Genomic DNA, 23,627 nt, shown 5'->3' with positions numbered 1-23,627 from the left:
GATGTTCTCCCGTTCTTAAATCGTATGGTCAGTATAACGAGGATTTCTAGTAATGAAAATAGAAAAAACCCGAATAGGTCACTTTTTTTTAAAGTGTCCACTATTCGGGGTTCAGTTCATATATACGAATACGTTTCTTTTTTAGGATTTTTTATTAGAAAAGACCTACAGCACTGCCATCTTCCGCAACATCCATTTTTAATGCTGCTGGCTGTTTAGGTAATCCCGGCATTGTCATAATATCTCCAGTTAGGCAAACTAAGAATCCTGCACCAAGTTTTGGTATTATTTCACGAATTGTCACAACAAAATCAGTCGGGCGACCAAGTAAGCCTGGTTGATCAGATAATGAATATTGTGTTTTAGCCATACAAATCGGTAAGTTATCCCAACCGTTTTTCTCAATAGCAGCCAATTGTCTTTTTGCGACTTCTGTTAATTGTACACCTAATCCGCCATATACTTGCTGTACAATCTTAATTAATTTTTGCTCCACCGTTTCCTGAAGCTCATATAAAGGCTTGTAAGTGTGTGGCTGATCGATTACTTCCAACACATGTTGAGCAAGCTCAATTCCACCTTTTCCGCCTTCTTCCCACACATTCGTACGAGCGATGCGAACATCATTAGCTTCTGCCCATTGTAATACTGCTTGCAGTTCTTTTTCCGTATCCGTAATAAATCGGTTTAACGCAACGACTGGCTCAAGACCGAAATTACGTATATTCGAAACATGTTGCGCTAAATTTGCAATACCATCCTGTAAAGCTGCTACATTCTCTTCCACTAAATTCGCTTTTGCTACACCACCATGCATTTTTAGGGCACGAATTGTCGCAACAATTACAACAGCACTCGGTTCAAAGCCTGCTTCACGTGCTTTAATATTTAAAAACTTTTCTGCACCAAGATCCGATCCAAAACCAGCTTCTGTTACGACGATATCCGCAAGTTTACGGGCTGTCTGTGTTGCAATAATTGAATTACACCCATGGGCAATATTTGCGAACGGTCCGCCATGTATTAAAGCCGGAGTACCTTCAATTGTTTGTACTAAGTTTGGGTCCAATGCTTCCTTTAAAATTAAAGTTAAAGCACCTTCTACTTTTAAATCTCCTACTGTTACAGGCTCACGGTCATATGTATAACCAATGACGATACGTGCCAGGCGCTGCTTTAAATCCTGAATACTAGTTGCTAAACAGAAAATCGCCATAATTTCCGATGCTACCGTAATATCAAAACCATCTTCACGAGGTACCCCTTGTAATGGTCCACCTAATCCGACTGTAACGTGACGTAATGCACGATCATTCAAATCAACAACACGCTTCCAAATAATCCGGCGAGGATCAATATGAAGTTCATTACCTTGGTGGATATGATTATCAATTAATGCTGATAACGCATTATTTGCAGTAGTAATTGCGTGGAAATCACCATTAAAATGAAGGTTAATTTGCTCCATCGGTAAAACTTGTGCATAGCCTCCACCTGTTGCGCCACCTTTAACACCCATTACCGGTCCTAAAGACGGTTCACGTAATGCAACCATTACACGCTGATCCAATTGTTGAAGGGCATCTGCTAAACCTACTGTTACTGTAGACTTTCCTTCTCCAGCTGGTGTAGGGCTAATCGCTGTAACAAGCACCACTTTTGCATTTGCTGTACCACTAATTTTACTCGTATCAATTTTTGCTTTGAAGCGACCATATTGTTCCACTGCATCTAAAGGTATTTTTGCATTTTCAGCTATTTCAACGATTGGCTTCATCGTTGCCTCATTTGCTATTTCGATGTCTGATTTCGGTATTTTCGTTGTTGTTGACATATCTCGCCCTGCTTTCATTTATATAGTCTTTCTTATTATAGTCTGTTTTATCAGAATCGATAAATAAATTTAAACGCATAAATCGACAAATTATTGACATTACTTGTTGATTTAGTATATAGTTTATTCGTAATATTCTGTACTCTTAATGTTTCATCAATTGAATTTTGACAGTATCGGAGGAGAAAGCGGATGCACCAAGGCACTGTAAAATGGTTTGATAATGAAAAAGGTTACGGATTTATAGAAAGTAATAATGGTGAAGATGTTTTTGTACACTTTACTGGCATAAAAGAAGAAGGATTTCGTTCACTTGATGAGGGACAAGTCGTTGAATTTGATGTAATTGATGGCATTCGAGGTCTTCAAGCATCGAATGTTATAAAAAAATAGGAAAAGCTGTAAACGAATCGGTAAAATATCGTTTACAGCTTCTTTTTTATTTTACTGCTTTGCAAATTTCGTATCGTGCACCATCAATTGAAAGGGTTTTGTCCTCGGTGCCCCCGGAAAGTACAGCCTTTTTTATGCCATAACCATTTTCTATCATATAATTCCAGGCGATTCCTTCACCGACCGGCTTTATGAAAATGAGTTTTACCTCTCCTAACAAAACAATCCTGTATTCAGCATTTTGTTCCAGATCTTCCTTCTTCAAAATTTCAGCTTCGCAAAGTTTAGCAATTTGCTCTACATCATCAAAATTCGGGACGGCAAAATGGATGGCATCCAGCTTTAAATTCCCTAACGGATGCTGTGCTACTATACCACGTTCTGTTAGTTCCTCACGGCGAACCGAATCCGCCTCATCCCATTGAATGAAAAATGGCAGCTCAATTTTTGCATTCGGATGGCCAATATACAACAATTGCCAGCCTACTATCGAACCGTCGTCACGCGTTCTAGTAAAATGTTCCGGACCAAAAACTTCCAATCCTGCTTGTTTAAATTTTTCGGAATCTTCTTCAATCGTTTGTGTGCGGATCGCAAATCGTGTCAACCCATCTTTACGTCGATTTTGTTCATAACTGGCATGTAATGTATATTTCTGTTTTGCCGCTTCCTTGAACTTCTCTTCATTTTCTATGCCGATTAATTCAATATAGGACATATCAAAATAACTTAACGTATTATATGTACCCCATGCTTCATGGCTTCCACCGGGCACGACATGGATTCCATCCTGCTGAAGTTTTTGCATCGTTTTTTCTGGCTGTTTTACAAAGTGAACTAGGTGATCGAATTGATACATTATTAAGCCTCTTTTCAATTTAAAATAAATAGAATATTCTAATTATAATATCAACCTTAAATTTTAAATAGATAAAATCATCTATGAAAATAAATTGACTAGGGCTATTGCTGCTGCTTGTTTACCATCTACCTTTACGACCTTACCTGAACGGTGAATAATAAAATGCGGCTCCATCGCACCATATAGTGATTTTGAGCTATTCGCGACCATATAATCCGCTTTTGCCGTTTCCATTCGCAATGTTGCTCGTTCCATTAAAAATTGCTCATCATCGGTTGCTTCCAGTTTAAAACCTATTAGCGTTGTATCCGGTGACCAGTTTTTTATTTGTGATAATATTTTTGGTGCCTTTTTAAAATGAATGATTGGCGGTTCATCAGACGGCATCTTCCCTTTTTCAGTAAGCTCGTTTCCACTTTGATCAAACACTTTATCTATAAGCCAATCGGATCCAGCTACCGCCATAATGACATAATCAATTTGCTCTGATTGCAATAATTGTTTCAGCTTTTCCCCTAAGTCTTCAATTCCTTCAAATTTTATAAGCTTCATATCATCTTTATGCTCTGGAAGCTGTGTAAAGACACCATGCATATACGTAATGTCGGCACCTTTTTCAAAGGCGGCTTCTGCTAAATAGCAGCCCATCGTACCTTTTGATAAGTTCGTATGGCCTCGCACATTATCCCACTTTTCAAATGTACCGCCACTTGTTATTAATACCTTTTTTCCTGTTAACATAGCTGTTCCCCTTTTGTTTCTGCATTTGCTAGCCAATTTTTTAGTACTTCCACGAATTTTTTTGAGGCCGGTGAAAGTTTTTGCTTTGTCGATAAACCGATTGTCCGAAAACTTTCCTGAGCGAGCGGTAACGCCTTAACATTATCCGGTAACATTGATATCGCCATTTCAGGTAAAATACTGATGCCAACATTATGCTCCACCATGGATGCTATCGCCTTCTCGTCGTAAAGTTCAAAGCGTATATTCGGCTGCACACCGTATTTCTCAAATGTTGTCATTACATCATTTGTTCCTTTATAGGAAGGCATAATAATAGGTGTGTCTCCTATTTCCAATAAATCTATCTCTGTTCTATCATATAGTGGACTATGTGACGACACAATACATAATAGAGGATCCCGTTTTAAAGGCATAAAGTCAAACTGTTTAGAGCTAGTGCGATTCAAAAAACCACAGTCTACTTCTCCTTTTAATAACCACTGTTCAATTTCATAGTAATCCCCTTCACGAAGTTCGATGCGAATTCCTGGATAATGAGAATCCATAATATGAATAATATTAGGCATCCAGTGCGTCGAAATTGTTGATATTAAACCTATACGAACGGTACCTTTACTTACCCCTAAAATATTGGAGGCCGCTTGTTGCAAATGCTCCTGAGCCAACAGAACTTTTCGCATTTCATACAGCATTTGCATTCCATCCTCCGTTAAGGTAACACCAGTCCGATTTCGATGAATTAAATTAAACCCAAATTCCTTTTCCAGGCTGGATATAGCATGGCTTACAGCAGATTGTGTTAACCCTAGACTAGTTGCCGCTTTAGTAAAACTGTGCACTTCTGCTACTTTATTTAAAATTTCATATTTAACGAGACTCATTCTATTTCACTCCAAACACATGATTTCATCATGAATTTTTTTCATAATTAACATTATAAACATTCGTTTTACTAATAACAATATCATGTTTTATACTGTTTTATAACAGTAATATATTGATACTTTGGAAATGTGGTGACGACGGTGAGTTTACAAGGAAAAGCAAATATTTTGATGGTAATAGTTACAATGTTCTGGGGCATATCCTACACCTTTATGGTTATGGGATTGGAAGTTTTAGAGGCGTATAATGTTGTAGCATTACGATGTTTAATTGCATTTATTATCGCGGGGCTTATCTTTTTACCTAAAATGTTACGCGTAAATATAAAAACGATTCTGTACGCATCCGTCCAAGGATTTTTGATATTTTCAGTTTTTGCTTTATCATTATTTGGGTTAAAAACAACTTCTGCAGGAAATGCGGGCTTTATATTAAGCCTAACTGTCGTATTAGTACCGATTATTACAAGCTTTATGGAAAAACGCCTTCCATCACGGGCAGTCAGTTTTGCCGTTGTAGCAACAATGATCGGTATTACCATTTTAACATTTGATGATTCTCTCGCTTTTAAAACTGGCGATATATTAGTTGCTATTGCAGCCATATGCTATTCCATTTACATAATCTTAAATAGTAGATTTACAAAAAATGTAGAATCAATCTCTTATGGCGTATATCAATTAGGTGTCGCAGGCCTATTTGGAGCACTCTTTACTATATTGTATGAATCTCCTAAACTGCCTTCAACTTCATCCGGATGGGTAGCTATTTTAGGTTTAGGTATTATATGTACGGCATTTTGCTTTATCGCCCAAGCTGTTGTACAACAATATACTTCTCCGACACATACTGGATTGATTTTTTCGCTTGAGCCGATTTTTGCTGCAATATTCGCAATAATTTTCCTCGGCGAAGGGTTAACTTCTCAGCTCGTAATTGGAGGGGCCTTTATCTTAATTGGGAATACTGTTGCTCAACTTGAACAATTTATATTCATGAAAAAGTTACCTGCAGCACCACATTCCGAAACAATGATATAATATGAAGAGACATAGCAAAATGCTTGCGGTGTCTCTTTTTTTTTTAATCTATCTATTATTGTTCTATTTTTGTATATAATTTAATATAATCTAAAATGCAACAATCTTTCTGATAGTTCAAAAAAGATAATCAGTTTCAATAATAACAATCTGACGTTATTATTAATAGTAGCAATACTGCGGTATTAGTATTTAAAAGTTGTATTAAAGGAAGTGTTACAATGGTTGGACGAAATGACCCATGCCCATGCGGTAGTGGAAAAAAATACAAGAAGTGCTGTGAAGGTAAAAATCAAGTAACTTCTGTGAACGTTTTCCAAGAAGAAATTGAAAATGTACTGCAAACATTCTATAGCAATTACCCAGAAAGAAAAGATATTCGCGAATTTATGGAATTAGTTCGTAAATGGGCACCAAAGCTTGAAAAGAAATTGCATAAGGAATTAGTTGAAGCGGTAGCATTGGATGAGTACTTCTTCCACCAACGCCCTGATATTTGGAAAAATTTCTTGGCAAAGGTGGCTAAAAAAGCCGTTCGCCCATCAATGATTGAGCTGTTAAAATCATGGGAACAGCCTATTTTCTTCATTGGGACAGTTGAAGAAGTAGAAGATCAATACTTTACAGCGATTTCTGCTTTGGATGGAACAACTTATCAAATCCAACGAGAAAGCCATAAATCGATTCCATTAGGCATGCGCGTGTTCGCATTTTTATTGCCAGATGGTTCGAACGAAAAAAATCATGTACTAGCTGTATCAACATTAATCTTCTTCCATAAAGAACATGCAATCTCATTTGAACAGTTTACAAACGCTTTTAAAGCAAGTAAATTATCTGTCGAACAATTTGCTAAAGAAAACCATTTATTATTATGGGAAGGTTTAGTAGAGAATGGCTATGAAGGCGAAGAGTTTACACCTTTCGAGCAGGAAGTAGTGGAACAGCTTAAGGAATTTATGGCCGACAAGTCGATTAACAATGATGACTTTGTAATGGTTGTAGAAGATTATTTAATCGAAAAACAGCCTTCTGCACGTAAAGCTGGTGCAATTGCTGCCGGTGCTGTACGATTCGGTCAGGAACATGATCTATTTGAACAAAAGTTCACTGTCAAAGAAATCGGTGAGAGCTTTAGCGTATCACCATCTTCTTTAAATAAATACTATCAGGAATTATCGGTTTTCTATAAAGAAAAGCAATAATACAAAAGCTAAAAGCTACTTTCGAGACGTCGAAAGTAGCTTTTAGTTTGCTTTGGATTATACCTGCTTTCCGGGCGGCGTGGCTCCAAAGCTTTTATATATTTAATTGCGTAACAAGAAAAATAGAGGAACGAATTTCCGTTATTTTTAAAATAACATAAAAAATAGTGAAAATAACGGAAGGAATTTCCGTTATTGACCTAAAAAACATGAAATTCACAGTTTTATTTAAAATAACGGTAAAACGTTCCCTTATTTACCTTAAAAATGAGCTACACTATTCAAATAACGGTAAAATCTCCCCTTATTTTAGGAGAGCACTAATGAATTTACTTTATCACGTGGCTTTATCGTTGTCTTACCGTTGCCCATCAATCAATTAAGAGAGATTTCATAAAAAAAAGCATCCCCATGTTATGGTGATGAGTCCAATATTTGTATGATAACCTTACTTTTAAAATATAAGGGTAAAATTACTATTTAAATATAACAAAAAAACAATTTGCAAATGAGCTGTTATGCGCAGCTCATTGCAAATTGTTCCTTTCCCTTTTTCATAAAAGGGATAAAAATGAAGAGACTTTTCAACGGATACCACTCCGTCGATTGGCTTTACCTACATTGCATAAATCTGTACCAGAGATTTAAAATAGGTAAATAAGAAATACTTAATTATTATATCAAAAAAACATTATTTTTCAATAGTACGCTTCATAAAATTATTATTTTTCGTAAATTTTCATCATTTCTTGCCCTAGAAATTGAAGTTGTTCCCCCACTGTACAAGATTCTATACAAAAACGATGAGCACCGTGTTTTCCACGTTCTTTACGAAGGTCACGAATGACTAGACAGTCTGAACAATAAGTATCCATTAATTCATCAATGTCTTTCATCACATCCACTTTATTCAATTCATGTACCTCCTTTTAATATGATTTTCTATTGTACGCTATTTTTTTATTTTTCTCCAACTTTCAAACGTTTTGCTATACTGAGTATAAGCAAATTAAAAAGGAGCGGTTTTATGCTGGAAGTTTATATTGATGGCGCTAGTGCCGGCAATCCGGGTCCGAGCGGAATTGGCATTTTTATTAAAGGTGAAGGTCATCATATTAAGATAAGTGAACCAATAGGCACTACAAATAATCATATAGCCGAATTTACGGCATTGGTAAGAGGATTAGAAGAAGCGTTGAAAATTGGCGCCACCTTCGTTTCAATGCGGTCGGATTCAAAGATTGTAGTGAGCTCCGTTGACAAAGAATATGTTAAAAATGAAGAATTTAAACCGTATTTATTGGAAGCAATGGCACTCATTAAACAATTTGAGCTGTATTTTATTAAATGGATTCCAGATAAAGAAAATAAAGCCGCCGACGCCCTTGCACGGGAAGCAATACTTAAAAATTCAGAACAATAATAAAACGATTCATTTATCCAGCTAAGGTATAAATGAATCGTTTTTTACTATTCCGATTGATTTTGCAGTTTTCCAAGCGACAGCAAGTAAATCACTAATATAATGAAAACTAAAACAGCTGAGCTCATGTAAACAGTCTTATAGCCTGCAGCTACTGCTACAACCCCAAAAACATACGAGCCAACTGCAATCCCTATATCGAATAACGTAAAGTACGTAGCTGTTGCATATCCGCTGCGCATAGGTGAAGTCGACTGGATGCATAAAGATTGAAAACTCGTTGTTAATGTCCCATAACCGATCCCTATAAATATGGCCGACAATAAAAAAGGTATTGCCTGCTGAGCATTGGCAAGTATTACTAAACCAATACTAAAGAGAACGAACGATGGGATTATAACGTATTTTGCTCCGAATGTATCATAAATTCTCCCTGTAAACGGACGAACTGCAATCATCGCGACTGCAAACACAGCATAGAAATAACTCGCTACTGTAAGTAAATTTCGTTCTTCTGCATATAACGATAAAAATGATAAAATGCTGGCATACGAAAATGCAATTAAACAAGCTATGGCAGCAGTCGGCAATGCTCTTTTTTCAAATAAATCATTAAATGAAAATTTAAATTTACTTCCCTGCACTGGTGTTACATAATTTTCTTCAACCGGTATTGTTAATGCCAGCAAACCGCCAGCTGCAACAAAAGCAGATAACACAATAAATAGTACATTGAAGCTTGCGTATTGTATGATAAGTAACCCTATAAATGGTCCGAATACAACGGCTAAATTCGTCGACATTGTAAAGTAGCCTAACCCTGTGCCTTTACGTTTAGCTGGAATAATATCTGCTGCCAACGAGCCAGATGCTGTTGTAGCAATACTAAACCATATTCCTTGGAAAAATCTTAGTGCCAGCAATAAAATAAATGGTTTAAAGAAAATATATAGTATTGTGCATGCCAAATAAAAGGCAAGACTGATGATAAGCATTTTTTTCTTTCCAAATACTTCTAGCAATTTCCCGCAAAACGGTCTGACAATTATTGCCGAGATTAAAAATACTGTAACGAGTAATCCTGAATCATCATCCGATTTCCCTAGCACACCGATTGCATATAGCGGCAATGTCGTGATTAGACCGTAAAACACAAAAAATACTGACATGTTTGTAAAAAATAAGCTAATAAATTGCTTAGTAAAAATTTTGTTTTGCTGATTTTGTTGCTCCATTCTCATTAACCTTCTATCTTTTTAAGTATCCCCTTTAAGAGTTCCTGATCTTGCTGCGATAATTTTTTTTCAATTTCCTGTTCGAACGATCGGACTGATGCTGCTATTGGCGGAAACTGTTCCAACCCTTTCTTTGTTAAGGATATTATTTTTTCACGCTTGTCCATTCCATACTGTCTTTCTACCCAGCCTAGTGTTTCCAAACGGTTGACTGTTCTTGTTACAGTTGGTGCTTCTACATTTAAATATTTCCAAATAGCCGTCAGTGACATTGGTCCATCTTGATGCAGCAAAAAGAGTATTGTCCATTGTGAACTAAAAAGACCGTGTGGCTTTAATACTTCATTTAATTTATTGACTAAATAACGATTTTGTTGAAAAAACATATGAAATAACTCATTCAACACATTTACCTCCAATTTATTTACCTACCTAAATAATTTAATCTCTATATTACGCCTCTATAAAAAATATGTAAAGTAAGATTGAAAAAAAAGCATTTAAACTATTTTACTAGCTTAAATGCTTTAATTTATATTTTATAATGCTCACGAATATTCATTAACGCACCGATTGCACCGGAAAATCCGCAATCTCTTAAAAATATCGGTTTATGCTTTTTTAAAATTGTATAATGTTCTATTACCTTTATTAGCTGTATGTTATCTATTAATGTGGATCCAATATATACAATATAATCCGTTTGGTGTTGCTCTGCCAGCTGAATGCTTAAAGTTGAGATTACTTCACCAATCAGCCCTTGAGTTGTCGCCAAAACATCATTTTGGTCAAATTCACGTCGTTCAGTAATGCCTACTTTACCAAAATTACTAGCTGTTAAATTTCCGTCAATCGGTGTATCCATCCCTTGGTATATATCCTTTACAAGTAAATCGATTCCATCACGGCTACCTTCAAAAGCATTTGATTTGATCTCATCAAAATCGGAAATACCAGTCATAATCGTAGCAAGTCCAATTAATGTCCCCCCACCAACGCCCGTACCTCCAACACGCTTATGGAAATTCCCATCCATATAATGGATTGATGTCCCCGTACCGATATTTGTAATGATACTTTGAGAGATAGTATGGCCTTCTTTTTCCAGTAAATAGCGCACACCTTTTAATGTTGCTTCAAACTCTACAATATATTGAATCGATTTCATCGTTTTTAAAACGTCTCGTAATTGTTCAGTTCGTCCCCCTGTTAAGCCAATCTCTTCTACTTGAGGATGTTTTTCCAACCATTCTTTAACTAAGTGCATTTCATTAGATGGAAAGACTGTCAATGTAAGCTCTTGCTGATCATTCATATAGGCAAGCTTTGTCAACGTACCCCCTGTATCAATTCCAATCCATGTTGACATAAAATAATCTCCTTTATCATTCCCACGAGTAATTCGTACTACCCTATCATAACTTAATGGACTGGCGCAATAAAGAAAAATTCTCCCACGAGTGGAGAATTTATTATACTTGAATTGTATGCTTTTCGGTTAAAGCACGTTTGTGAAACTCTTCAACAAATACATGCTCATACTGGCGCACTAGGCGTAAAATTTTTGATTCATAGGCATGAGTAGATTCTTCTACTAAATGAAAAAGCCCAATTATCTCTTCTTTTTTCAATAAATTTGTTAAGGTCATAACTTCTGTTTTTGGCAAAGCTACATTGTGCAACTTTAATATTTTTGACATAGAACGCAAAGGTGTTCGGGAAATTAGAATTTTACCCTTTGCATCATAAGAGATTTGCTGCAACAGCTGCTTCGCCTGCTCATTTGGTTTAATGTTGATTCTTTCTATTGTTGTGACTTCTCCCTCTTCATTTTGTTGTTCAACCGTATAAACGGTAAAAGGGAGTTCATCTCGAAATGTTTGCATTGATTGGATATGTACTTGCTCATCTTCAACTTTACAATATGTAGTCGAAATCACCAATTCATATGTTGTTTCAAGCATACGGAAATTCGTCAATAATAATAAAAAATCGTTAGTTTGCTGCTGTTTGATTAAATTTTCTCCATCTACTTCCATAAAAATTGAAAGAAGACTTGCTGCATCCGCTAAAGCACGATGCTGTGTTTCATTTTCCAATCCAAGCTGTGCCATTAATCCACCTAATGAAGGCTGCTCTTTTATACCATTTGCAATCATATATTTTTGCTGAAAATCAATCATTGGATATAGACAATCATTTTTTATGTAATTACGCGATAATTCTTCTTCCAACACTTTCCGATCAAATTCCCCAAATGTTAAAAATATATAATCCTGCTTACACCAGCGTTTAAATTTATAAAATGCTTCCTTAAATGAAGGTGCATCCAGTAGTTGCTCTGTTGTAATACCCGTTAATTTTTGAATATGTACATTCAGCCTTTTAAATTTATATGGTTGTATTAATTGTGTAAAAGTTTCGGTAGTACCGTCAGGCAACCATTTTACCGCACCGATTTCGATAATATATTGCTTACCTCGAATAAGCGCAGCTTCTACATCAATACTTATATATGTTTTTGTTCTTCCCAATTTTTTTTCACCTACTATTTTAATAACCGATCCTATTTAAAATAAAATAATGCTCTTTCTATTGTATATGAAAAAACAGCGTCTGACACGGTATGTTCGTATATTCTGCATTAATAACGCTAAAAGATAAAAAACATGTATTTTTATGTTGGAATATTATCTATCTTCAACAATAAACATTCATCTATGTTAATAGATTTCATCTCACAGATTGAATAATTCTGTGGTAAACTTTGCCTTCACCTTTTCCCACTCTTCTGAAACAATGCTATACATAACAGTATGGCGAATTGTCCCTTCCTTTCGAATCATATGGCTGCGGAGTACCCCTTCCTTCACTGCCCCAATCCGCTCGATTGCTTTTTGAGATCGGAAATTTTCATGACCTGTCTTAATCTGTACACGATTCAGCTGGAGCTCCTCAAAACAATACTGCAACAATAAAAACTTGCAATTTGTATTTATAGCCGAACGCCAAACACTTGGTTGATACCATGTAGACCCTATTTCCACTCGTCTATGAGGAAGGGATATATCCAGAAAAGATGTACAACCAACAATCCTATTCATTTTCTTTTCGATTACAACAAATGTATATGTAATGCCTTTTTCACGTTCTACGATAGCGTTTTTTACATAGCTTTCAACTGACGCAAGATCAAGTAAACTAACCGACATATGCTCCCAAATCCGCTCATCGTTAGCTGCTTTCGTTATGCCTTCGATATCACCGATTTCAATAGGCTTTAATAAGACAATTTCATTTTCTAAAAGTATGTTTTCCATATAATCTCCCCCTCCTGTGAATTCCTCTAAATTTCCGCTATTTTAAATACATTGTCATTATAATCAAAGGTTTTATTTTCCTTAATTATATTTTTAAATACGTCTGTAATAACTTCGGAAGCCTTTCCAAATCCCCCTTATAAATTTTAAATATTCAAATAAATTTTCGCATAGTTTACCACCTTACACAATGTTAATTGGAAATTTTAACTATTTTACCCTTCGCATTTCATAATAAGAAGGCACCAGCAGATTACTGATGCCTCTAAATTTACATACTTTCCGGAGATTGCACCCCTAACAGTCTCATTCCATCCTTCAAAACTGTTGCCACAGAAAAGCATAATACTAAACGACTTTCCATTTTTTCATCTTCAACTAATATTTTCGTATGAGCATAATATTTATTAAATACTCGTGCTAATTGCAGTACATATTTTGCCACAATGGAAGGGTCCGCCTGCTCAAGGCTATCTGATATAACTTGTGGATATTGCTCGAGCAGCAGAACAATCCCCCATGCTGATTCCTCCAGCTCTTCTATCGGTATTTCTTCATGAACCGTAAATTTCGCCTTTTCTAAAATAGAATGAATTCGCGCATGCGTATATTGCACATATGGTCCTGTTTCCCCTTCAAAATTCAACATTTGCTGTAAAGAGAACTCAACATCGTTCAAACGATAATTTTTTAAATCATTAAATATAACTGCACCAATTCCAACCTGCTTGGCAATCTCCTGCTTGTTTCGTAAACTCGGATTTTTCTCTTCAATATTTTTAGAGGCCGTTTCCACTGCTTCCTTTAATACATCTTTTAGAAGAATCACTCTACCTTTACGTGTAGACATCTTTTTACCGTCTTTAAGCATCATTCCAAATGGTACATGCTGTAAATCTTTTGACCATGAATAGCCCATTTTCTCAATAACATGAAACACTTGTTTAAAATGCAGTGTCTGCTCATTTCCTACTACATAATAGATTTTTGATGGTTTATAGTTTGCCTGTCTATAAAAAGCAGCTGCTAAATCCCGTGTTGCATATAACGTGGCCCCATCTTGCTTCGTAATCAAGCAAGGAGGCATATCTTCTAGACGGACGACATTCGCACCATCAGATTGTGTTAGTAACTGCTTATCTTTTAATTCATCGACAATCGACTGCATTTTGTCATTGTAAAAAGCTTCTCCTTCATACGCATTAAATTGAATATTAAGTTGCTCATAAATTTGCATAAATTCCTGTAACGAAGCGCGTTTAAACCAACTCCATAATTCAAGTGCACTTTGTTCATTTTCTTCCAGTGCTTTAAAGGCTGCTCTTGCTTTATCATTTAAATCTTCACACATTTCCGCTTCGTCGTGGAACTTTACATATAACTTTAATAGCTCCTCAATCGGTGCAGCTTCCACTTGTTCTTTAGCGCCCCATAGTCGGTATGCCACAATTAATTTCCCGAATTGTGTACCCCAATCACCTAAATGATTGACACGCAAAACATAATAACCATTTTTCTCTGCAATGTTTGCGAGTGCATTCCCTATTACAGTAGAGCGCAAATGCCCCATTGAAAATGGCTTTGCAATATTTGGTGATGAAAAATCTATTACCACATTCTCATTATTATTTTGTTTTTGACCATACTTTCCCTTTAATAATGTAATTTCTCTCAATACCTCTTTCGTTACTTGTACTTTATTTAAAAACAAATTAATATAGCCGCCAACAACTTGAACCTTTTGAATAAATGGATCGTTGATGTTGCTGCCTATTTCTTCCGCAATGCTATTCGGTGATCTTTTGAAATTTCTTGCCAATGTAAAGCATGGAAACGCGACATCTCCTAAGTGCTCATACTTTGGTTTTTCCAACAGCTTTTCGATTTCCTGAACTGTGAAATCCTCTTCTACTGCATGCAATAAAATTTCCGCAATTTTTCTGTTCATCAGCTATTCCCCTCCAATATAAAAAGCCCTCGTCTCCAATATTAGAGACGAGAGCGAGGAATCCCGTGGTACCACTCTAGTTGCCACAAAATTGTGACCACTTTCCATTGCTAACGAGGTGACTCCCCGGCTTCCCTACTTCATTTCAGGTTGCTTCTCCAAAGTGCGTTTCATTTACATATTTTGCACCAGGCTTTCACCTTCCCTGGCTCGCTAATCAAAATTTATGTAAATTACTGTCTTTTTCATCGAATTTAATTTATAGAATTATATCCATTAACATAAAGTCGTGTCAACCTATATTTACACTATTCAGAATAAATTCACTTCAAGGGAATGGTACTATAATCCAACTAAGAAAAAAAATATTAAATAAGAATATTATTAAAAATAAAATAATCCCTAATGCCCATACACCTAAAAAACGTGATTTCTTTGAAAATATGGCCGGCCAGGCAAATATAAAGCCAATTCCTAAAATAAGGCTGAAATACTCAAATAAAATAGAATTATTTGTTAGCATACTTATATTTAGTAATAATAATGTGAAAAGTCCACTGGCAACTGAAATCCACCCTGCAATTGCCGGTATTTGAAGTTTCTTTAATTTGTCCAGTTCCATAATTTCACCTCACCTAATTTTATTTTACGGATTAAGTTTATATCCTCTAGTTTTTCAATTTCATTTTTTGGTCCTGTTACAACTACCCCATAGGTTTTAATTCCGTTTTTATTAATGTAGTCAATTCGCTCCTGCAGCTTCAAATTTTTATGGCTCGATACTTTTGTCGCTAAGTCCTCATATTGCACAATATAGTTTAATATATCAATAAACACTTGCTCATTACTGTATGCATCCCTAAAAGGTGACCAAGTCGTATTATCGACCTGCACCGGATAACCGATTGGCGATACGACATCGCCATCTTTACTAAGATTTTTCTCCTCTACCCCCGTATCAACCGCGGCCCAAACAACATCTACATTTGCAAAGCTGCGGCGGATTTCATCTACTGTATGTAAATCATGTAAGGAAATATATGCTTCCACGACCGTTTCATCCGGAAGACCTCTTAAAACTTCCCATTCCCTCCACGTATCTACATCAGATTGATTTTTTGGATGTGTGAGCCACGGACTTGTTTCATTTGGATTTTTCCTTTGGGCACGTTCCAATCTGGAATTCACTTCTTTGCTCGTTAAATTTCCTAGTGTATAGCGCATATCGTACGTATTTACTGTATAATCTTCTTTCCCAATACGTTTATACTGCTCAAACTGCAGCTGCATGGAAAAAGGTGAAAATTCCATATCAAATTCAATTTCCTCAAGCGATGTATTCGGCTCTGTTACATATAACGTTTGACTCGTGACATCCATTAAAGTTGTCGATTTTGTACCAAATGCATAATAAAGAAAAGTAAAAATATAGCTGACAGGAAGAATCATTAAAATAATCGTAATCGTACCTACCATCAATTTCATTTTAGAAAGTGACACAGTACGTTTCATCTGTTGATTTAGCTTTTGTTGCTGCGAATCGGACAATTGCTGTTTTTTTGAGTTCGCAATTAATTTTTCATACTCATCCATTTTTAATGCCTCCCTTTTCGATAATAGATCTCATTTTTTTTCGCCCTCTTAACAAATGACTTTTTAGCGTATTAAGCTTCAAGTCCAAAATTTCTGCTGCCTGTTCATTCGTACAATCCTGTACATCACATAATAAAATCGCCTGTTTTTCAATTGGTGCCAATTGGTCCAATAAATTTAAAAGAGTTGTAAAGCTGTCCTCCTGCATAAAGACCATCTCAGGTGTTGTATGATCGATGCGTACAATTTCCTCATACGGCTCACTCCGTTTTTCTTTGCGGCAATAATCGATATACGTGTAATATGCGACTTTAAAGAGCCAAGGCTTGAGTTCTTTAATCGGCTGAGCAAGTAATGTTACATGGGCTTTATAAAATGTATCCTGCAATAAATCCTCAGCCGTCTGCGTATGGCGGCAAAGAGAGAATAAATAATTGTATAAATCTTTTACATACAACGAATATAATTGTTCCAGCTTCATTACTTCCCACCTTTCACCCTATCCTCGATTAAATGCACTATAAAGTTGCAGTTTATCGCAAAAATATTTCTATTAATTTAAATAACCGGTATATATAGCCATATGGAGCACTGAAAAATCGTAAAAATTCTGTTACTATACTGTACTCGTACGGTATTCGCATTGAATCTGAAGCGAATATTGAAACTTAACGAAAAGGGAAGAAATAGGCAAAGAAATAAGGGAAGATTTTACCGTTATTTCAATGATGTTACTCATTTTTTGGATAAATAAGGGAACGTTTTACCGCTATTTTAAATAAAATCGCGAAATATCATGTTTTTGCCAATAACGGAAATCCCTTCCCTTATTTTCACTATTTTTTATTTTATTTTCGAAATAAGGGAAATTCATTCCTCTATTTATCTCATCAAACAATTCAATCTCCCGAGAAGCGCCCGTCCAACTTAATTAATTCAAAGTGACACACTTGTTTAAAATCTATAAATCAGCTTTTTCCAGGTAAAAATAGACAAAAATGGATTTAAAATTCCTCATCTATGATAATAACAAATTTTCCCCAATGCGAAAGGGCGCCTTCATAAAAGAAGGCACCCTCAGATTGTCGACAAAAGGTCTCGAGAGTTTGTCTCTCGAGACCTTTTATCTTTTTATTATAGCTGCTTAGCAGGAATAAGTTGTTCACGTTTATTAATTTGAATTGATTACTAGTCATCGTAGATATCGTATCTCACTTTATTTAAAGCGCTGAAAAGTTGATTGGAATAGAGGGCGACTCCTGCGGGAACAGCAAAATTTATTTTGCGACGAGTAACCGCAGGAGCACCGACGCCTGAGACTACAGGCTCAGGCCGTGCCCGCGGAAAGCGTCCTGGAATGGAAATCAACGGTTTAATATTAATATTAATTTAATTCTATCTATTTAATGGAATCCCCAGAATCTCCTCATTATGTGTCCCTGATTTCACACCAACTGCGGTATAAGTTGCTTTAAAAATATCGGACTTAATCGGGCACGCCATTTGCTTTTGTGTAGTACCATCCGGTTTTGCAACATCGACAAACATCTCACGTTCTACAAAAAGTGGATGGGTGACCGTTTCTTCAAAGCTTAAAACCGGCTCTACACAAGCATCTACTTTTGTAAAAATATTTTGCCATTCATTAAATGTTTTCTTTAAAAACACTTGCTGTAACTGTTCTTTTAGCTTCGAGTCATCAGTTGGTTTAAAACTCATTGCGAGTGGGAGCAGATCCGGACGGCCGATCGCCTCACATAATTCCTGCCTGAATTTCGGCTCGAGACTGCCAACAGAAATATGGCGACCATCCATCGTTTCATAATAGCCATAAAACGAGCCACCGTTTAATAATAGTTCTTCACGATGAAGCGGTTTTCCTTGTGATAAGAAATCCTGTGCAAATAACGCATTTAAAGTTAAAGCACAATCCGTCATACTAATATCAAGATGTTGCCCTATTCCAGTACGATTTCGGTAAATGACGGACGATAAAATGCCGACTACAGCATGCAATGAACCACCTGCCAAATCAGCGACTTGAATGCCTAAATTTGCAGGGCCGCCTTCTTTTGTTCCGGAATAGCCTTGCATCCCTGTCATCGACACATAGTTGATATCATGACCTGCCCGATCGCGATATGGGCCTGTCTGACCGTAGCCTGTTATGGAGCAATAAATTAACCGTGGATTGACTTCTTTAAGTGTTTCGTATCCTAGACCAAGACGTGTCATAACGCCTGGTCGGAATTGTTCAACGACAATATCGTATTCCTTTACAAGCTCTTTTAATGAAGTAATTATTTCCGGCGATTTCAAATCAACGGCAATTGACTTTTTAGAGCGCTGTAAATAGTCATCTTTGTCCCATTGCTTTCCTTCTAATGGTTTTGTGACGTGCAAAACTTCTGCTCCAAGGTCTGCTAACATCATTGTTGCAAACGGACCGGGCAGCATTGTAGAGAAATCTAATATTTTCAATCCTTGTAAAAGCATCGTTCCATCATCCTTTCATTATCCGGGTCATATTGAAAACTTTTTTCCGTTCCACTAAAAAGCAGGGCCGTAATGAAAGGTAAACTTTCAAAACGGCCGCATATTTGTCATCGCTATTGATTTGTTACTGGTTTCAAAAAATTAGGAGGGCGTTTTTCAAAGAATGCACGGATGCCTTCTTCTACCTCGCCAGTTGTAAATGTTTTCGCAAAAGCTTCCCGTTCTACTAATAAGCCTTGTTCCAACGGTAATTCCTCTGCGGCTAAAATACTCTCTTTAATTAGCCCAATTGCTCCGATTGCACTCTGAGCGAGTGTTGTAGCGAATGCAATTGCTTTTTCCTCTACCTGTTCCGGAGATACCGCTTCTGTAATTAAGCCGATAGCTGCCGCTTCTTCCGCCTTCAAACGTTTACTTAAATACATTAACTCGCGTGCTTTTGCTCCACCTAGTAACCTTGTCATACGCTGCGTCCCGCCAGCACCAGGCAACAGACCTAACGACGCTTCTGTTAATCCGATTGTGCCACCACCCATTATTCGAAAATCGCAGGCTAGCACAAATTCACAGCCACCCCCTAAAGCATGACCATTAATAGCAGCGATTGTCGGTACTCTCAAGGATTCTAAACGATTGAAAATATCCTGCACATGTTTTGAACTTTCTGCGATATCCACTCTTTCCTCAGTGCTTCCCATTGATCCTAAATCGGCACCCGCAATAAAGATTTTCGGATTCGCTGATTTAAACACGATTGCACGGATTGCTGGATTTTTTTCAACTTCTTCTAACAGTTGCAGTAAATCACGTTGAATTCCCGCATTTAATGTATTAGCCGGTGGATTATTAATCGTTACGACATGTACACCATAATCTAGCTTTTCTACCATCATTGTTTCAAGATTCATCTGGTTTCCTCCTTACCTCGGGGCCATACGAATTGCACCATCGAGTCGAATCGTTTCACCGTTTAGCATTGGATTTTCAAAAATAGCTTTTACTAAATGTGCAAATTCAGTTGCTTCACCTAAACGTTGTGGGAATGGAATTTGCTTTCCTAAAGCCTCTTTTAGTTCCTGGGGTGCCTTCCCCATTAACGGTGTATCGAAAATCCCCGGAGCAATGGTCATGACACGAATACCATAGCTAGCTAAATCCCTTGCTATCGGTAAAGTCATCCCTACAATCCCACTTTTAGATGCAGAATAAGCAGCCTGACCAATTTGCCCATCGAATGCAGCTACAGAAGCTGTGTTGACAATGACGCCGCGCTCTCCATCATCATTCGTTTCATTTGTCATCATGGCAGCTGCGGCTAAACGAATCACATTAAATGTTCCAACTAAATTAACTTGTATAATAAAGTTAAATTCATCTAACGGAAACACACCTTTTCTGCCTACTACACGTGTTGACGTACCAAGCCCAGCACAGTTAACAACACCTTGAATAGAACCATATTTTTCTACAGCACCATTAATTGCCAGCTGTACATCTTCTTCCTTTACAACATTCGTTTTGAAAAACAGGCCATTCAATTCCTCTGCGATTGCTTGACCTTTTTCTTCATTTAAGTCCAATATGACAGGATAGCCGCCCGCAGCTGCGACCGTTCGTGCAGTTGCTTCACCTAATCCCGATCCGCCACCAGTAATAATAATTGCCTTTTGGTCTAAATTCATTTTTTATTCACTCCTCGTTCCTTTCAATAATTAACCCATTTGTCATTCCTCGGCCTACGCAAATTGCGATTAGTCCATAACGACATTATCTGCGTTCTAGTTCATGTACTGAAGCTGTAGCTAAACTATATGAACCCCAACCAAGTAGTTTTAATTAGACAGTACATTTTTATCTAAATCTTTTAAAGCCGTTTTCAGGATTTTACCCGTTCCGGATTTAGGAATTTCCTCAATAAAGCTAACATAATCTGGCACTTTATATTCAGCAAGTTTCTCTTTACAGTAGTCTCGGACAGCTTCTTCTGTTAGCCCGGCGTCCTTCGTTACTACATAGGCAACCGTCTTTTCTCCGAATACAGGATCAGGTCTTCCAATGACAGAGCATTCTACTACAGCTGGGTGCTGATACAATAGCTCTTCGATTTCTCTAGGGTAAATATTAAATCCACCGCGGATGATAATGTCTTTTTTCCGGTCAACGATAAAGTGATAGCCTTCTTCATCACGGTACGCCAAGTCACCTGTATGCAGCCAGCCATCTTGAATCGCATTCGCTGTCTCATCCGGTTTTTTGTAGTAGCCCTTCATCATGTTCGGACCTCTAAATAGGATTTCTCCTACTTCATGGTTTACAACCTCATTACCTTCAGGGTCTACCAACTTTAAATCAATTCCCGGTAATGGCATACCGACAGAATTGACTTTCTTCGGTAAGCTTCGATGCGTTGTCATGAGCATAACCGTGCTTTCTGTTAAACCGTATCCCTCAGAAATACTTACACCGAACGATTCATTTGTTTTATGCAATAGCTCTGCTGGTAAGCTTGCACCACCAGAACCAGCAGTACGTAATTTTGAGAAATCCAGTTGCTCCACTACTTGAGGAACTTGGGCAAAAAAGGCATACATTGTTGGAACACCTAGGAATATCGTTATTTCATATTCTGCAATCGCTTTTAAAGTTTCTACCGGATGGAAGCGTTCCTCTAAATAGATCGTACAGCCATGAGCGATTGGTGCCAGGAAACCTTGCAGCTTTGCATAAGCATGGAATAATGGCAATACACACAGAACACGATCACTAGGAACAAATTGATTGTAGACAGCAGCTGTAATTGCCATCCAATTTAAGTTTCCATGGGTAATCATGGCACCTTTCGGATTGCCCGTTGTACCAGACGTATAAATAATTTGTGCTACATCAGATTCATGAAGTGGGATGATTTCGGAAATGGGGGAAGATGTCTCCAGTTGATGCCATGATAAAAATCGGTCATCTTCTGTCTCACTATAATTAATAATCTTTCCGACTGTTTTGAATTGGTCCATTGCGTTTTCTACTACTGGTTTGGATGCATCTTCTATAATTAATAGTTCAACATCGGCGTCATTTACTATATAGGTCACTTCTTGTTCCTTGAAGGTGGGATTAATCGGAACGACCGTACCGCCATTTGCTAAAATAGCAAAATACGTAATGATATACTCCGGACGGTTAGTCATCATTAGAGCAACATTTGTACCTTTTTTGACTCCTTGATCTTTTAAACCACCAGCAAAATTATAAACTTTATCTTGTAATTCTTTATAAGTTAGTCGAGCTCTTTTAAAGTGGATGACAGGTTGATTTGGCAAACGTGAAGTTGTCGAAGTAAGCAATTCAACAATGTTCAATTTATAACCTCCTACTTTCAAATAATCGATCAAGGAAAGGAGGTATGTCCCCCTCCCCCATTTAAGAGCAATTGTCTTATAAAATTAAATACTTACCTTAGAACTAATCACTTCTTGAGATACGTTTACGATGACATCTTCAGGAATACGGAAACTTAGTGAGGAAGGGTCATTTTGAACTGCTGGTACAAGTTGCGGAATCTCAGCTGTATCGATATTAAACTCCTCAAAGCTTGCCGGTAAATTTACTGCATTTCTTAATTCAACAATTACATTAATGCACTCATCCAATGTTTCCTGCGGATTTGCCTCATTCGGAACTACACCTAAAGCAGGGGCAAATGCATTAATTTTCGGTAAATACACGCCAGACAGATTTTTCATCACACTCGGCATTAACACAGCATTTGCTAAACCGTGTGGGATACCGTATCTCGCACCATACGTATGCGCTATATTGTGGATTGGAATATTGGCCATTGCCGATTGGAAACTTGTGATCGCCATTGCACTTGCCTGAAGCATATTCGCACGGGCTGCAACGTTTTTTCCTTCATGCACTGCTGTTGTTAAATTTGCGACAATGATTTTGGCAGCATGCAGGGCAAATGCATCCGAAAAATTCGTAGCTTTTGTCGAGAAAAATCCTTCTACTGCATGTGTTAATGCATCCATACCTGTAAAAGCGGTTACTCTTGGCGGTAAACCCACCGTTAAATCAGGATCTAACACAGCAATATCAGAAGTTAAATACGGATTCATTAAATTGCATTTTAAGTTCAGCATTTCATTGAAAACTACTGAAATACTGGAAATCTCAGCACCCGTACCAGCAGTAGTCGGGATTGAAATATGCGGAATACCAAGTGGCTTGGCATCTGGCCAAACTTCAAGTACATTCCCAGTCAATACATATTCAACCTGGTTAACCCCATTATAAAGGGCCCATTTAACTGTTTTGGCTGTGTCTAAAACACTGCCTCCTCCAATTGCAATAATGGAGTCACCATTACATTCTTTAAAATACTTCAAGCCTCTATTAATATTGCTCGATTTAGCATCTTGCTGAATATCATCAAATACGCCAGCAAGCTTTATGCCTGGAACCATATCAAATAAGCTTTTAATTTTTTGTGTTAAGCCTGCATCCGTTAACCCTTTATCTGAAAAAAGTACCGGACGCTTTCCACCTAAACCTTGAATTAAATCTGGCACTAAAACATGTGAACCTGCACCGCTTCGGATTTCAGGGCGATGAGTGAATTCAAAATAGGAAGTTGTTTTCATCGTATC

The 23,627-nt window shown here is 37.1% G+C and carries 23 protein-coding genes and 1 other annotated feature; of the genes, 4 read left to right on the top strand and 19 right to left on the bottom strand.

Going from position 1 to position 23,627, the window contains the following annotated elements:
* Positions 1–154: 154 nt before the first annotated feature.
* Positions 155–1,834: a formate--tetrahydrofolate ligase gene (locus SNE38_RS15730; RefSeq protein WP_336046857.1), complete on the bottom strand. Its 1,680-nt coding sequence runs from the start codon at positions 1,832–1,834 to the stop codon at positions 155–157.
* A gap of 192 nt (positions 1,835–2,026) precedes the next feature.
* On the opposite strand from SNE38_RS15730, the gene SNE38_RS15725 reads away from it, so the two are divergent.
* Positions 2,027–2,227 (top strand): cold-shock protein, encoded by a 201-nt coding sequence (locus tag SNE38_RS15725; protein WP_191702978.1) that lies wholly within the window; start codon positions 2,027–2,029, stop codon positions 2,225–2,227.
* Between the two features lie 46 nt (positions 2,228–2,273).
* Here the strand turns inward: SNE38_RS15725 and SNE38_RS15720 are convergent, their stop codons facing one another.
* The 3 genes from SNE38_RS15720 to SNE38_RS15710 all read right to left on the bottom strand — a co-directional run bounded on the left by SNE38_RS15720 (position 2,274) and on the right by SNE38_RS15710 (position 4,714).
* The gene (locus SNE38_RS15720; protein WP_336046854.1) at positions 2,274–3,086 is read right to left on the bottom strand and encodes a VOC family protein; all 813 of its coding nucleotides are present in this window, start codon (positions 3,084–3,086) and stop codon (positions 2,274–2,276) included.
* 81 nt (positions 3,087–3,167) lie between these two features.
* On the bottom strand, positions 3,168–3,830 hold the full coding sequence (locus SNE38_RS15715; RefSeq protein ID WP_336046853.1) for a phosphopantothenoylcysteine decarboxylase domain-containing protein: 663 nt from the start codon (positions 3,828–3,830) through the stop codon (positions 3,168–3,170).
* A complete protein-coding gene (locus tag SNE38_RS15710) occupies positions 3,824–4,714 on the bottom strand; it encodes a LysR family transcriptional regulator (RefSeq protein WP_336046852.1) in 891 nt (296 codons plus the stop codon). The genes SNE38_RS15715 and SNE38_RS15710 overlap by 7 nt, the downstream gene beginning before the upstream one ends.
* A 144-nt stretch (positions 4,715–4,858) precedes the next feature.
* On the opposite strand from SNE38_RS15710, the gene SNE38_RS15705 reads away from it, so the two are divergent.
* Positions 4,859–5,758 carry a DMT family transporter gene (locus SNE38_RS15705; protein ID WP_191702974.1) on the top strand — a complete coding sequence of 300 codons (900 nt, stop codon included), beginning with the start codon at positions 4,859–4,861 and terminating at the stop codon, positions 5,756–5,758.
* A 221-nt stretch (positions 5,759–5,979) separates the two neighbouring features.
* Positions 5,980–6,963 carry an SEC-C metal-binding domain-containing protein gene (locus tag SNE38_RS15700; protein ID WP_191702973.1) on the top strand — a complete coding sequence of 328 codons (984 nt, stop codon included), beginning with the start codon at positions 5,980–5,982 and terminating at the stop codon, positions 6,961–6,963.
* Positions 6,964–7,685: 722 nt separating this feature from the next.
* Here SNE38_RS15700 and SNE38_RS15695 read toward each other — a convergent pair.
* Positions 7,686–7,877: a zinc-finger domain-containing protein gene (locus SNE38_RS15695; protein ID WP_191699357.1), complete on the bottom strand. Its 192-nt coding sequence runs from the start codon at positions 7,875–7,877 to the stop codon at positions 7,686–7,688.
* Positions 7,878–7,990: 113 nt separating this feature from the next.
* Between SNE38_RS15695 and SNE38_RS15690 the strand changes: the two genes are divergently transcribed.
* A complete protein-coding gene (locus SNE38_RS15690; protein ID WP_191702972.1) occupies positions 7,991–8,386 on the top strand; it encodes a ribonuclease HI family protein in 396 nt (131 codons plus the stop codon).
* 47 nt (positions 8,387–8,433) lie between these two features.
* Here SNE38_RS15690 and SNE38_RS15685 read toward each other — a convergent pair whose 3' ends face one another.
* The 14 genes from SNE38_RS15685 to SNE38_RS15620 all read right to left on the bottom strand — a co-directional run bounded on the left by SNE38_RS15685 (position 8,434) and on the right by SNE38_RS15620 (position 23,621).
* Positions 8,434–9,621: an MFS transporter gene (locus tag SNE38_RS15685; protein ID WP_191702971.1), complete on the bottom strand. Its 1,188-nt coding sequence runs from the start codon at positions 9,619–9,621 to the stop codon at positions 8,434–8,436.
* A 5-nt stretch (positions 9,622–9,626) separates the two neighbouring features.
* Complete coding sequence (locus SNE38_RS15680; RefSeq protein WP_318247669.1) at positions 9,627–10,028, bottom strand: MarR family winged helix-turn-helix transcriptional regulator; 402 nt, start codon at positions 10,026–10,028, stop codon at positions 9,627–9,629.
* Positions 10,029–10,153: 125 nt separating this feature from the next.
* Positions 10,154–10,990 (bottom strand): type II pantothenate kinase, encoded by an 837-nt coding sequence (gene coaW / locus SNE38_RS15675; protein WP_191702969.1) that lies wholly within the window; start codon positions 10,988–10,990, stop codon positions 10,154–10,156.
* A gap of 103 nt (positions 10,991–11,093) precedes the next feature.
* Positions 11,094–12,155, bottom strand: coding sequence for a 3'-5' exonuclease (locus tag SNE38_RS15670; RefSeq protein WP_191702968.1), 1,062 nt, complete (start codon positions 12,153–12,155; stop codon positions 11,094–11,096).
* Between the two features lie 204 nt (positions 12,156–12,359).
* The gene (locus tag SNE38_RS15665) at positions 12,360–12,941 is read right to left on the bottom strand and encodes a GNAT family N-acetyltransferase (protein ID WP_336046851.1); all 582 of its coding nucleotides are present in this window, start codon (positions 12,939–12,941) and stop codon (positions 12,360–12,362) included.
* Between the two features lie 271 nt (positions 12,942–13,212).
* A complete protein-coding gene (gene argS, locus SNE38_RS15660; RefSeq protein WP_191702966.1) occupies positions 13,213–14,889 on the bottom strand; it encodes an arginine--tRNA ligase in 1,677 nt (558 codons plus the stop codon).
* 40 nt (positions 14,890–14,929) lie between these two features.
* Positions 14,930–15,147 (bottom strand) — a binding site (T-box leader).
* A gap of 70 nt (positions 15,148–15,217) precedes the next feature.
* Complete coding sequence (locus SNE38_RS15655) at positions 15,218–15,511, bottom strand: hypothetical protein (protein ID WP_191702965.1); 294 nt, start codon at positions 15,509–15,511, stop codon at positions 15,218–15,220.
* Positions 15,493–16,482: an anti-sigma factor gene (locus SNE38_RS15650; protein WP_191702964.1), complete on the bottom strand. Its 990-nt coding sequence runs from the start codon at positions 16,480–16,482 to the stop codon at positions 15,493–15,495. Before SNE38_RS15650 ends, SNE38_RS15655 begins: the two co-directional genes overlap by 19 nt.
* Complete coding sequence (locus SNE38_RS15645; protein WP_191702963.1) at positions 16,475–16,963, bottom strand: sigma-70 family RNA polymerase sigma factor; 489 nt, start codon at positions 16,961–16,963, stop codon at positions 16,475–16,477. Before SNE38_RS15645 ends, SNE38_RS15650 begins: the two co-directional genes overlap by 8 nt.
* 914 nt (positions 16,964–17,877) lie before the next feature.
* The gene (locus tag SNE38_RS15640; protein WP_336046850.1) at positions 17,878–18,978 is read right to left on the bottom strand and encodes a CaiB/BaiF CoA transferase family protein; all 1,101 of its coding nucleotides are present in this window, start codon (positions 18,976–18,978) and stop codon (positions 17,878–17,880) included.
* A gap of 113 nt (positions 18,979–19,091) precedes the next feature.
* A complete protein-coding gene (locus SNE38_RS15635) occupies positions 19,092–19,886 on the bottom strand; it encodes an enoyl-CoA hydratase/isomerase family protein (protein ID WP_336046849.1) in 795 nt (264 codons plus the stop codon).
* Positions 19,887–19,898: 12 nt separating this feature from the next.
* Entirely contained in the window at positions 19,899–20,660 is a 762-nt protein-coding gene (locus tag SNE38_RS15630; protein WP_336046848.1) for a 3-hydroxyacyl-CoA dehydrogenase, read from the bottom strand.
* A gap of 150 nt (positions 20,661–20,810) precedes the next feature.
* The gene (locus SNE38_RS15625) at positions 20,811–22,334 is read right to left on the bottom strand and encodes a class I adenylate-forming enzyme family protein (RefSeq protein WP_336046847.1); all 1,524 of its coding nucleotides are present in this window, start codon (positions 22,332–22,334) and stop codon (positions 20,811–20,813) included.
* 84 nt (positions 22,335–22,418) lie between these two features.
* Positions 22,419–23,621, bottom strand: coding sequence for an iron-containing alcohol dehydrogenase (locus SNE38_RS15620; RefSeq protein ID WP_191702958.1), 1,203 nt, complete (start codon positions 23,619–23,621; stop codon positions 22,419–22,421).
* Positions 23,622–23,627 lie beyond the last annotated feature (6 nt).

This window comes from Solibacillus ferritrahens, from assembly GCF_037027585.1.
Taxonomy (GTDB): domain Bacteria; phylum Bacillota; class Bacilli; order Bacillales_A; family Planococcaceae; genus Solibacillus; species Solibacillus ferritrahens.
Note: the sequence above shows the minus strand (reverse complement) of the source record. Positions and strands in the feature narration are given on the sequence as shown.

Excerpts from the sequence above, each read along its gene's own strand:
- SNE38_RS15730 (WP_336046857.1), bottom strand. The coding sequence starts at position 1,834 with ATGTCAACAACAACGAAAATACCGAAATCAGACATCGAAATAGCAAAT.
- SNE38_RS15725 (WP_191702978.1), top strand. The coding sequence starts at position 2,027 with ATGCACCAAGGCACTGTAAAATGGTTTGATAATGAAAAAGGTTACGGA.
- SNE38_RS15720 (WP_336046854.1), bottom strand. The coding sequence starts at position 3,086 with ATGTATCAATTCGATCACCTAGTTCACTTTGTAAAACAGCCAGAAAAA.
- SNE38_RS15715 (WP_336046853.1), bottom strand. The coding sequence starts at position 3,830 with ATGTTAACAGGAAAAAAGGTATTAATAACAAGTGGCGGTACATTTGAA.
- SNE38_RS15710 (WP_336046852.1), bottom strand. The coding sequence starts at position 4,714 with ATGAGTCTCGTTAAATATGAAATTTTAAATAAAGTAGCAGAAGTGCAC.
- SNE38_RS15700 (WP_191702973.1), top strand. The coding sequence starts at position 5,980 with ATGGTTGGACGAAATGACCCATGCCCATGCGGTAGTGGAAAAAAATAC.
- SNE38_RS15690 (WP_191702972.1), top strand. The coding sequence starts at position 7,991 with ATGCTGGAAGTTTATATTGATGGCGCTAGTGCCGGCAATCCGGGTCCG.
- SNE38_RS15685 (WP_191702971.1), bottom strand. The coding sequence starts at position 9,621 with ATGGAGCAACAAAATCAGCAAAACAAAATTTTTACTAAGCAATTTATT.
- coaW (WP_191702969.1), bottom strand. The coding sequence starts at position 10,990 with ATGTCAACATGGATTGGAATTGATACAGGGGGTACGTTGACAAAGCTT.
- SNE38_RS15665 (WP_336046851.1), bottom strand. The coding sequence starts at position 12,941 with ATGGAAAACATACTTTTAGAAAATGAAATTGTCTTATTAAAGCCTATT.
- argS (WP_191702966.1), bottom strand. The coding sequence starts at position 14,889 with ATGAACAGAAAAATTGCGGAAATTTTATTGCATGCAGTAGAAGAGGAT.
- SNE38_RS15655 (WP_191702965.1), bottom strand. The coding sequence starts at position 15,511 with ATGGAACTGGACAAATTAAAGAAACTTCAAATACCGGCAATTGCAGGG.
- SNE38_RS15650 (WP_191702964.1), bottom strand. The coding sequence starts at position 16,482 with ATGGATGAGTATGAAAAATTAATTGCGAACTCAAAAAAACAGCAATTG.
- SNE38_RS15645 (WP_191702963.1), bottom strand. The coding sequence starts at position 16,963 with ATGAAGCTGGAACAATTATATTCGTTGTATGTAAAAGATTTATACAAT.
- SNE38_RS15640 (WP_336046850.1), bottom strand. The coding sequence starts at position 18,978 with ATGCTTTTACAAGGATTGAAAATATTAGATTTCTCTACAATGCTGCCC.
- SNE38_RS15635 (WP_336046849.1), bottom strand. The coding sequence starts at position 19,886 with ATGAATCTTGAAACAATGATGGTAGAAAAGCTAGATTATGGTGTACAT.
- SNE38_RS15630 (WP_336046848.1), bottom strand. The coding sequence starts at position 20,660 with ATGAATTTAGACCAAAAGGCAATTATTATTACTGGTGGCGGATCGGGA.
- SNE38_RS15620 (WP_191702958.1), bottom strand. The coding sequence starts at position 23,621 with ATGAAAACAACTTCCTATTTTGAATTCACTCATCGCCCTGAAATCCGA.